Here is a 10,520-nt window from a genome sequence, read left to right on the forward strand (position 1 = left end):
ATTTTTACATAACCATCGTGGTATTTAATTTAATGAATGAACTATATGCCCAGGTGATTTCGTGCACTTTCATTGAGCGGGCCCGGTGTAAAATTTTACGTAGACATAAAAAAAGCTGACGAGGATCCACACCTCTGTCAGCATCAATCTCTTTATTCTGCTGCTTTCCAGTCAGCAATCAGCTGTTTTACCTGTTCCGCCTCCTGCCAGTTCCATGCATACGGCAGGGCGGCTGCCGATTTCTCCATCAATTCCGCCGCTTCCCGCCAGGCGTCCCAGACGGCCTCTGCCTCTGCCTGCGGATAAGTATGCTTCAGCTGCTGCTCCTCTTCTTCACTCAAACAGCGGAGCAGCCACTTATCGCTTTTCCCCGGGTTAAATGGCTTTCCCCGCTCGTATACCGCTCTCCAGACCAGCATCCGCCGCAGCATGCGGCGGGCTGTCTCCAGGTGGTCGAGCGCATACAGCATTTCGCCGCGCAGCAGGCCACGGGCGGTGTACGGAGCCAGCCACCAGAATTCATTCCAGCATGCCGCCGCTTCTTCATTTGATGGAAGCTGTATGTACCACGAAGAAGCATCCGGCTCTGCCGGCTCCAGCAGCTCCTCCTTATCCAAGAGCAGTTCTACAAGAGAGTCTTCTCTGTAAATGCGCGGCGCATCCTTTACCAGACAGAACGTCAGATCGAGCCGCGTGCCGTCGGTAAACTGCATGAGAAACGCGTACCGGTCTTTCCTTCCAGGGGAAAGGACTCCATCATCCGGCGTCTGTATGATCGCTGCCTCCCCGAAACGGGACAGCCAGGAAACGTCCGATAAAAACGGCTCCATGTCGTTTACCGCAAACACAGCGTCCACGTCCTGCCACGGATCCGGCGTGACTTCCGGATTCACGAGAGAGCCGTTCAGCCAGGCTGCCCGGATTTTTGCACATTCCTCCGCCGTTTTTTCGACGATACGCTTAAGCCCGGCAGTCTTCTCATTCAATTTCCCGCACATAGTGCACCTCATCCACCCAGTTTCCGTTCACCCAGAGAGACGCCGGTTCTTTTCCCCAGCGCCGGAATCCCATCTGGGAATAGAGCGATTCAGCTGCGTGGTTTTTCTCCGCACTCGTCAAGTGAACGTATTTCATTCCGCGGACCGCCGCCTCCTCCAGCACACGCTCCACAAGCTGGGTGCCGATTCCCTCATTGCGGCATTCCGGAATAACGTACATGCCGGTCAGCCAGCCTTTATGCTTCGTCTTCGGCCGGTAGTCAGGAATCAGCGTCGCCATCCCTGTCAGCGTACTTCCGGAAAACGACCCGAATGTTACGGTGCGCCCTTCTTTAAACTGTTCGGCAAGCCGGGAGATACCAAGCTCCTCTACTTCCTCGGGACTCTTTGCGAACGCTTCCGGGTGCTCACGCAGAGCACGAATGCGCAGCACAAAATAATCTTCTGCATCTTTTTCCGTCAGCTGGCGGATCTGCATCGGATTTCCTCCTTTACTTCAGCGGCTGGTGGTGCCTTACCGGTTCCGGCTGGACAGCTTCTTCTGACGGACGTTCCCCCGCGGTGCGGCGCCGGTTCTGCTCAATAACTCCCCAAACGAGAAGAATTAGTCCTGCCGCTGCTGCCAGTGCCATAACCGGGAGCAGCATCGAAATCCATTCCATTGCACACACTCCTCTCTACTAACCTAGTATGCCCGTTTTCCCACAAAAATATCCTTTTTTTACCGTTTATTCTCGTATTTTTGACATTTTTTCATAATTTGAAAACGACGATTTACAAATGTACTTCCTCCACGTATGATAATGACGGACTGTATTCACGGAAGGAGAATGAACATGTCATTTACCATTCACGATACGATGCTTTCAGAAGAGGCGATTCAAAAGCGGGTAAAAGAAATGGGAAAACAAATTGAAGCAGACTTTCAAGGGGAACCGGTGACATTGATCGCTGTCCTGAAAGGATCCTTCGTTTTCGCAGCGGATTTAATGAGAGCGGTCGGAGGAAATGTTCAGGTGGACTTTATTTCGGTTTCCAGCTACGGCAACCAGACCGAGACGACCGGAAAAGTGCGCCTGCTGAAAGATCTCGACAGCAATATTACCGGAGAAAATGTCATCGTCGTGGAGGACATTGTGGACAGCGGGCTGACGCTCCACTTCCTGCTCGATCACCTCCGCATGCATAAACCGAAGGCGTTGAAGGTGTGCACGCTGCTCGATAAACCGGACCGCCGCCGGGTGGAGCTTCCAATTGATTACATCGGCTTTCAGATCCCGGATGAGTTTATCGTCGGCTACGGCATTGACTACGCCCAGCAGTTCCGCAATCTGCCTTATATCGCCAGCGTACGGAACGAAGACGATTAAATAGAACGCTCTTCTACGCAGACAGGACCGCCCCGCGATGGGACGGTCCTGTTTTTTCATGATTATTATCCCTGCTGATTCGGACGGACGATGATTTCGTTTACGTCTACGTGCTTCGGCTGGCTGCAGGCATAAAAGACGGCTTCGGCGATATCTTCACTCTGAAGCGGCGTCATTTCATTTAAGCCGATGCCTTTTTTCAGCATATCGAGCGCTTCTTCATCCGTAATGGTGTCGGTAAGCTCTGTATCGACAACTCCCGGCGAAATGGACGTCGTGCGTACATCGCTCTTGGCAATTTCTTTGCCGAGTCCTTCCATAATGACACGCGCGGCAAATTTCGTACCACAGTAAACGGCTCCGGCCGGCATCACTTCGTGTCCGGCAATGGAGGATGTCGTAATAATATGGCCGCTGTTTCTCTCCAGCATATGCGGGAGCACGGCTCCGACGCCGTAGAGCACCCCTTTGATATTCACGTCGACCATTTTCTCCCACTCATCTACTTTTTTGTTTTTCATAAAGCTGAGCGGCATCAGGCCGGCGTTGTTAAAGAGAACGTCCACCTGGCCGAATGTATCGACGGTAAACTGAATCAGATCCTCGACCTGCTGCTGATTTGTTACATCTGTTGCTTTATACTCCACTTTACCCGGCAGATCGGATAAACGGTCTTTTAATTCCTGAAGACGCTCCTCGCGGCGGGCCGCTACGACAACGTCAGCACCTTCTTTCGCAAAACGGGCCGCTGTTGCTTCCCCGATCCCACTGCTCGCACCTGTTATTACTACGGTTTTTCCGGACCAGTCTCCCATGGTATAACCACCTTTGTTTGATAATTGTAGAACCCTTGTCTCATTCCCCATATGCTCAAAATAAAACGCCGCGCTAACTTTCTCCTTCTTTTCCATATTCAAGTGGACGTTTAAAATCATTCACCAAATAGTGAACGCATTCATAATGTAAGCGCATTCATTTTTCTGGCGTTTCGTCATATACTTTGTTTACAGAAAGGAGGTGCACATCATGAACGCCAGGCGCCGTCAATTAATACAAATGATTTTAAACGGACATACGCGCTTTAAGTTAAAAGAGGCAGAGGAAGTGTTCGGTGTCGGTGAACGGACACTCCGCTACGATCTCGATACCGTCGCAGACTGGCTGCACACAAAAGGGGTGACGCTGGAGCATCTGTCCGGACAGGGCGTATGGGAATTAGCCGGCGATCCGGACCCTGTACAGCTGGAACAGATCCATGAAGAGCTGAACAGACAGGGCCGGAGCGTCTCCACCAAAGAGCGTCTTTTCTTCATTCTCCACGAGCTTCTGCTGGCCGAAGACTGGCTGACGCTCCGGGAGCTGGCCGAAGAGCTGGAAGTAAGCAAAGCTACCGTTGTCCAGCAGATGGATCACGCTGAATCCTGGACCGCCTCGTTTCACCTTCAGCTGGAGCGGACGCGGCAGGGGTTCCGCCTTACCGGATCAGAACGGAATAAACGGATGGCCATTTTAAGTATCATCGGCCAGCTGGAAGAGCTGTGGGATTCAATGAACCCGCTCCCTTACATCAACTGGTTCCATTTAAAACTTCGTGAACTGGAGGAAAGTGAAGCTCTCATCTATGAGGCCCTTCCGGACAAAGGAATTCCATCCACGTTTTATTACGTTTGGGCCCTTCATCTGGAGCGTACGAGAGCCTCCTGTCCTATCCAGGGTGAGCGCTCGCCGGAGAACCTTCCGGAATGGTTCACCCGCTTATGGGAAGATCTCTGCCGGCAGACCGGTACCACTGTTTCCTCGGATGAGATGGCTTTTGCCTTTCATTATTTGAAAGCGACTTCAAGTATCTTCAGCGAAACCCGTCTCTCCGTTCAGGACACCGCCTTTTTCAGCTTTCTGGAAAAGATCGAGGTCCGCATGGGACTGACCGGCACCTCTGAAAAACAGCGGAATGAACTGTACCACGAATGGCAGGCACTTCAGTACGGACAGGCACACCGTATTCAGACGGTCCACCCGCTCCGGCAGAAAATCGAGGATCAGTACCCGTTTATTCTCTTTCATCTATGGGAGACGCTGCAGGAAGATACGGAGCAGCCGGCCCGGCTGACCGTGGACATGATCATTCCACTCGTTATCTGTATGGCAGTCATCTACGAAAAGGCTTCCTTTGAAAATGAACGGTATAAAGTCTGGGTCGTCTGTCCGCGCGGACTTGCCGCAAGCCGGCTTCTGACCGTGACGCTGATGAAGCATTTTCCGCAGATCGACGTGAAACGGACCATTTCTATCTCCGAACTGGAAGAAGAAACCGGATGGGAAAAACCAGACTTTATCGTCTCCTCCGTTTCCCTGCCGGCAAGTCCCTGTCCTTATGTGACTGTAAAGCCCGTCATGACCGAGGAGGAGATAAAAAAGATAGCACACTTTATTGAGGAAAGCGGACACCGGAACGACTCCCTTCTCGCCGGAGACAGCCGCAGCGCCGTCCATGCCCTTATTCCGCCGGAGCGTATCATGATTTATGCACCTGTAGAAGGAGAAGGCCTTGGACCTGTACTGCGGGCCGGTGTTTCCATGCTGGAGCAGGCAGGGATTACAGCTCCTGGATTTCTGGAGGATATCGAACGAACGGTACTGGAAAAAGACTATCTGTATGAAATCGTGCCGGGCCTGCTCTTCATTCATACGCACTCCGATCACGTGTACAGGGCCGGATTCAGCCTCGTACAGCTGCCGGAACCCTTCCAGCGCGGAGAGCGGATCCACAGTACGGCCATTCTGTTTATGGCTACCCCGGACAAACAGGCACATCTGCCGCAGCTGCAGTATTTATACCAGCTGCTTACAAACGAAGCGTGCATGAATGCAATTTTAGACTGGAAAAGACTTTCGAAGAGGTGACATGATGAGCGAAATTACTCTTTATTCAGAAGAAATTCAATGGTCAGATAAGCCAATGACATGGCAGGAGGCGATTGCTTTCAGTGCCGGACCGCTTCTCGATGCAGGAAAAGTTGAGCCTTCCTACATCGAGGCGATGATTCAAAACATCCATGATCTCGGACCGTATATTTTAATCGCCCCGCACGTGGCACTGCCGCACGCACGGCCCGAAGCAGGTGTAAATGAAGCCGGCGTCTCCGTCGCTGTTCTTCAGCAGGGCGCCGCTTTCCCGGAGGCAGGGCACACGGGAGATAACGAGGCCCAGATCTTTATCTGCCTCGCAGCCGTTGATTCGGAGTCCCACCTCCACCTGCTGAGAACGATCTCGACCTGGATCGAAGACAGCCAAGTGATTGAGAAGCTCCGCCGGGCCGGTTCAGCCGACGAAGTAAGAACAATTCTTTTCGACGTTCAAAAACAAAAAGGAGATGACGAAAAATGAAAATTTTATGTGTATGCGGAATGGGATTCGGCTCCAGCCTGATGCTGAAAATGACAGCGGAAAAAGTGATTCAGAAAAAGGGTGTCACCGCAGACGTGGAAGCCGTTGACATCGGAACAGCAGAGAGCGTGAAAGCAGATCTTATTTTAACGAACAGCGAGTTTGCCTCCCAGCTTGCCGGAGGATCAGCAGTAGTAAAGGCCATTAAAAATATGGCCAGTGAAGCAGAAGTAGAGCAGGCCGTGACGGAGTTTCTGGAGTCCAACTAACGACACCTGACACGAGGAACGAAAAGGTAATAGGGGGTTAATGTTATGGGTTTTCTCGATTTTCTAATGAATGACATTTTAAGTCTGCCGGAGGTGCTGGTCGGTCTGATCGTTATGACCGGTCTCATCCTGCAGCGGGCCAAATTTGAGAAGATTTTCTCCGGCACAGCCAAAAGTATCATCGGTTTCGTCATTCTCGGCGCCGGAGCCGGGGTGGTCATCGGCTCGCTGGATTCTCTCGGCGGCATCATTCAGGACCGCTTCCAGATTCAGGGGGTCATCCCGAATAATGAAGCCATCGTTGCCCTTGCACAGCAGACGCTGGGTACCGAAACAGCGCTGATTATGGGCTTTGGTTTCATTGCTAACATATTGTTTGCACGCTTCACTCCGCTGAAGTACATCTTTCTGACCGGACACCATACGTTCTTCATGGCTGCCCTGCTCTCTGCGGTGCTTGGAACATCCGGAATGACCGGTGTTCCCCTCATTGTCACCGGTTCTGTCATTCTCGGAGCGGTTATGGTCATCATGCCCGCACTCGCCCAGCCATTTATGCGTCAGGTGACCGGCGGCGACGATATCGCCATCGGACACTTCGGCACTGTCGGTTATATTTCCGCGGGGCTTGTCGGCAAAGCTGTCGGTGATGTGAATAAGTCCTCTGAAGATATTAAAATTCCAGAGCGTCTTTCTTTTCTTCGGGATTCCTTGATTTCCACGGCATTGACGATGGTCGTCATGTTCCTCTTTCTCGTCCTCGTTGCAGGTCCGGAAATTGTGAGCCAGTACGCAGGAGACCAGAACTATATCATGTTCGGAATCATGCAGGGTGTCACGTTTGCTGCCGGTTTCAGCATCATCATGGCTGGTGTACGGATGATCCTCACAGAAATCGTCCCTGCTTTTAAAGGGATAGCAGAAAAAATGGTACCCGGTGCGAAGCCGGCACTCGATGTACCGATCATTTTCAACTACGCACCGACCGCCGTTATCATCGGCTTTCTTTCCAGCTTCATCGGCGGTGTGATCAGCATGTTTTTCCTCGGGATCTTCTCTCTGGCACTCATCATTCCAGGGCTCGTTCCGCACTTCTTCACAGGTGCCGGAGCCGGTGTCTTTGGAAATGCTGTCGGCGGCCGGAGGGGAGCCGCTGTCGGCGGGTTTACCAATGGTGTGCTGATCAGCTTTATCCCGGCACTTCTTCTGCCGGTGCTTGGAAACCTCGGGTTTGAAAATACGACGTTCGGCGATTCCGATTTCGGCGTCATCGGTATATTGATCGGGCTGCTCGCTGATTTATTCAGCTGATCCCCGCTGGAGTACTAATCTGGAGAGCACTTCCTTATGGAGGTGCTCTCTTCGTTTTGTTACTGCAGCTGTGAGTCTGGAATTGGGTAGAGCTGCGGAGAGAAATTATCTCAAAGCGGCGGCTCCCACCCGTACCTTATTGTCCAGCTTTGGCAGGCGATTTTCCAACTTCCGCACTTTATTTTCTGCCCCTCTCCCTGGACCACCTGCGGTTTAAAGCGGAGGGCTTTGGCGGGAGGATCCCCACCGGCTTCTTTAACATTCACGGCTCCTGCACTTCTCCGTCAGTGTGCAGAATTTCTGTGACAGAAAATCAAACACTGGTATAGACATCTTATTCACTAGAGGTTATAATAACGTTTACATACAGTTCAAAGGGGGATCTATTCATGCTCAGCTTTCTTCAACGTATCGGTAAAGCTCTGATGCTTCCGATCGCGGCGCTTCCTGCAGCAGCCCTGCTGCTCCGTCTTGGTGCAGAGGACATTTTTAACATTCCATTTATGGAGTCGGCCGGGGCCGCACTTTTTGACAATCTTCCGCTGCTTTTCGCCATCGGAGTGGCGGTCGGTTTATCGAAAGACGGCAACGGTGCCGCCGGACTTGCCGGAGCCATCGGTTTTCTCGTATTAACAGAAGGAACACAGGCCATTAACGAAAACATTAACATGGCGTTTCTCGGCGGAATCTTCAGCGGCGTCGTCGCCGGCCTGCTGTATAACCGGTTCCATAACATCCAGCTCCCGCAGTGGCTCGGCTTCTTCGGTGGAAGGCGGTTTGTGCCGATAGTCACCGCCGCAGCGATGGTCGTCTTTGCCTTTTTATTCGGCTTTATCTGGCCGCCGATCCAGGCCGGTATTGATGCGCTCGGTCAGTGGATTATTGCTTCCGGTGCGGTCGGTGTCGGCGTGTACGGTTTCTTAAACCGCCTCCTCATTCCGATCGGCCTGCATCACGTATTGAACTCCCTCGTCTGGTTTGAATTTGGGGAATACAACGGAGCTACAGGGGATCTGAACCGCTTCTTCGCCGGTGATCCGACGGCCGGAACGTTCATGGTCGGTTTCTTCCCAATCATGATGTTTGCCCTTCCTGCAGCCTGTATTGCAATGATTTTTGCGGCGAAAAAAGAGAACCGCAAAGCCATCGCCGGTCTTATGATCGGTATTGCATTTACCTCATTCTTAACAGGCATTACAGAACCGATTGAATTTACTTTCATGTTCCTGTCACCGCTTCTTTATGTGGTTCACGCATTCTTAACAGCAAGCTCCATGGTGATCACGAACCTGCTCGGACTGCAGCACGGGTTCGGCTTCTCTGCGGGGGCGATCGACTATTTCTTAAACTTTGGTATCGCAACGAATCCAATTATGCTCGCTGTCGTCGGGCTTGGATATTCCGCCCTGTACTTCGTCATTTTCTACTTCCTTATCATAAAGCTGGACATTAAAACACCCGGCCGGGAGGATGAAGATCCGGATGCTCCTGCCGCTGTTTCGACAGAATCCGGCGGCGACAAGTATGAAGCGCTTGCTGCCCAGTACATCGAGGGACTCGGTGGTCAGGAGAATATCGCTTCACTCGATAATTGCGTCACCCGGCTCCGGATGAAGGTCCACGATATGGATCAGGTCGATGAGAGCAAATTAAAAAGCGCCGGCGCACGAGGTGTCATGCGGTTAAACCGCACAGATATCCAGGTCGTTGTCGGCACCGACGTTGAATTCGTCGCAGATAAGATGAAGCAGCAGATGTAGCAGCAGCCCCTCCCGTTGGGTAATCCGGCGGCAGGGGCTTTTTGGTACCATATGAACTATTTGATTTTATTATATTTCTCCCACCCATATTACAACAACGTTACAATTCGAAAAGATTCGTCAGAAATGTTTGTCTCTTTTTTAAGCGGGTACTAGTCGTTGTACGGGCGAAACTAGGGCAAAAGGTGAAACATTATTATCCAATAATAGAAAATAATGTTTTATCACCGATAGTCCCGGGTACACCCATCAATACGTACGGCAATGAGTACTTATCCGTCTTCCCCAGATTTTGCGAAGCGCCGTTCCGGGAACCGCGGCCCGGAACACGCAGAACCAATATGAAAAAGGAGACTTGCATTATGAGACAGACAGTTACAGACAAATATCCTTCCCGGACAGGTTCTGAAGCTGAAATTATGGATCGTAAAGATCCGGTTGTTCACCAGGAACCCGAACAGAGCAGCGGCCCGCTTTCCACAGATGAAATGAAGTCCTTCCAGAAAAACGGCTATCTGCTGAAAAAGCAGCTGTTCAACGAAGAGGAAGTGACCATACTCCGGAAAGAACTCGACCAGATCATGAAAGCGAACGAATCCCGCGATGCAGATGATGTCATAAAAGAACCAGGCAGCAATGAAATCCGATCCATATTTGAAATTCATAAAGACGGCGGATTCTTCCAGGCGCTTTCGAAAAACGAACGTATCGTAAAAATTGCCGAGCAGCTTCTGGCAGACCAGGTATATATTACGCAGTCCCGGATTAACTTTAAGCCCGGCTTCAAAGGGAAGGAGTTCTACTGGCACTCCGACTTTGAAACGTGGCACGTAGAGGACGGCATGCCGGACATGCGTGCAGTCAGCTGTTCCATCGTGCTGACAGATAACTATGAGTTCAACGGACCGCTCATGCTTATTCCGGGGTCCCAGAACTGGTACGTTTCCTGCCCGGGTAAAACACCGGAAGGCAACTATAAGGAGTCACTGAAAAAGCAGGAGAGCGGCGTGCCGGACAACGACAGCATGCGCTGGCTCGTGGACGAGGCAGACGGTGATATCGACCGTGCCACCGGTCCTGCAGGTTCCGTCCTTTTCTTCGACTGCAATACGATGCACGGCTCCGCAGGGAACATCTCCCCTTATGCGCGAAGCAACGTATTCTTTGTCTACAACTCGTTTAAAAACAAGCTGCAGCAGCCATTCTCCGGCATGGATCCGCGCCCTGAGTTTCTCGCGAATCGGGAAAACGTGGAACCGATCAAGCCGGGCCGCGATCAGCTTGCACGCAGAAAATAAACGACCCACGAAAACGGGCATTCCAGAAATGGAGTGCCCTTTTTTTCTATGTCTTTCTTTCGGATGCAGCCTTCCTCCAGGGGACGTCTTGAAAAAACGTCCACTACGAGCAGGGGAATGTATCGT

11 protein-coding genes are annotated in these 10,520 nt (G+C 51.6%); 7 read left to right on the forward strand and 4 right to left on the reverse strand.

Annotation, left to right across the window (positions count from 1 at the left end; all coding sequences use genetic code 11):
* Window positions 1-152 precede the first annotated feature (152 nt).
* The 3 genes from C6I21_RS00470 to C6I21_RS16235 are packed head-to-tail and all read right to left on the reverse strand — an operon-like array spanning window position 153 to window position 1,660.
* Window positions 153-998 carry an aminoglycoside 6-adenylyltransferase gene (locus tag C6I21_RS00470; protein WP_181186006.1) on the reverse strand — a complete coding sequence of 282 codons (846 nt, stop codon included), beginning with the start codon at window positions 996-998 and terminating at the stop codon, window positions 153-155.
* Window positions 979-1,476 (reverse strand): GNAT family N-acetyltransferase, encoded by a 498-nt coding sequence (locus C6I21_RS00475; RefSeq protein ID WP_105957463.1) that lies wholly within the window; start codon window positions 1,474-1,476, stop codon window positions 979-981. Before C6I21_RS00475 ends, C6I21_RS00470 begins: the two co-directional genes overlap by 20 nt.
* A gap of 13 nt (window positions 1,477-1,489) precedes the next feature.
* Window positions 1,490-1,660, reverse strand: a complete 171-nt coding sequence (locus C6I21_RS16235) for a hypothetical protein (RefSeq protein ID WP_181186007.1) — start codon at window positions 1,658-1,660, stop codon at window positions 1,490-1,492.
* 174 nt (window positions 1,661-1,834) lie between these two features.
* Between C6I21_RS16235 and hpt the strand changes: the two genes are divergently transcribed.
* Window positions 1,835-2,368, forward strand: a complete 534-nt coding sequence (hpt, locus tag C6I21_RS00480; protein WP_105957464.1) for a hypoxanthine phosphoribosyltransferase — start codon at window positions 1,835-1,837, stop codon at window positions 2,366-2,368.
* Window positions 2,369-2,433: 65 nt separating this feature from the next.
* Here hpt and C6I21_RS00485 read toward each other — a convergent pair whose 3' ends face one another.
* A complete protein-coding gene (locus C6I21_RS00485) occupies window positions 2,434-3,183 on the reverse strand; it encodes an SDR family oxidoreductase (RefSeq protein ID WP_105957465.1) in 750 nt (249 codons plus the stop codon).
* Window positions 3,184-3,394: 211 nt separating this feature from the next.
* Here C6I21_RS00485 and C6I21_RS00490 point away from each other — a divergent pair, with 211 nt between their 5' ends.
* From C6I21_RS00490 to thpD, 6 genes are all read left to right on the forward strand, one after another.
* Window positions 3,395-5,272 (forward strand): helix-turn-helix domain-containing protein, encoded by a 1,878-nt coding sequence (locus C6I21_RS00490; RefSeq protein ID WP_105957466.1) that lies wholly within the window; start codon window positions 3,395-3,397, stop codon window positions 5,270-5,272.
* A gap of 1 nt (window position 5,273) precedes the next feature.
* The gene (locus C6I21_RS00495) at window positions 5,274-5,756 is read left to right on the forward strand and encodes a PTS sugar transporter subunit IIA (RefSeq protein ID WP_105957467.1); all 483 of its coding nucleotides are present in this window, start codon (window positions 5,274-5,276) and stop codon (window positions 5,754-5,756) included.
* Window positions 5,753-6,025: a PTS sugar transporter subunit IIB gene (locus C6I21_RS00500; protein WP_105957468.1), complete on the forward strand. Its 273-nt coding sequence runs from the start codon at window positions 5,753-5,755 to the stop codon at window positions 6,023-6,025. Before C6I21_RS00495 ends, C6I21_RS00500 begins: the two co-directional genes overlap by 4 nt.
* A gap of 45 nt (window positions 6,026-6,070) precedes the next feature.
* On the forward strand, window positions 6,071-7,336 hold the full coding sequence (locus C6I21_RS00505) for a PTS ascorbate transporter subunit IIC (protein ID WP_105957469.1): 1,266 nt from the start codon (window positions 6,071-6,073) through the stop codon (window positions 7,334-7,336).
* Between the two features lie 389 nt (window positions 7,337-7,725).
* Complete coding sequence (gene nagE, locus C6I21_RS00510; RefSeq protein WP_105957470.1) at window positions 7,726-9,096, forward strand: N-acetylglucosamine-specific PTS transporter subunit IIBC; 1,371 nt, start codon at window positions 7,726-7,728, stop codon at window positions 9,094-9,096.
* A gap of 362 nt (window positions 9,097-9,458) precedes the next feature.
* The gene (thpD, locus tag C6I21_RS00515) at window positions 9,459-10,394 is read left to right on the forward strand and encodes an ectoine hydroxylase (RefSeq protein ID WP_105957471.1); all 936 of its coding nucleotides are present in this window, start codon (window positions 9,459-9,461) and stop codon (window positions 10,392-10,394) included.
* The last annotated feature ends 126 nt before the right edge of the window (window positions 10,395-10,520 follow it).

Origin of the sequence: Alkalicoccus urumqiensis (assembly GCF_002993335.1) — a bacterium.
Classification (GTDB): Bacteria; Bacillota; Bacilli; order Bacillales; family Salisediminibacteriaceae; genus Alkalicoccus; species Alkalicoccus urumqiensis.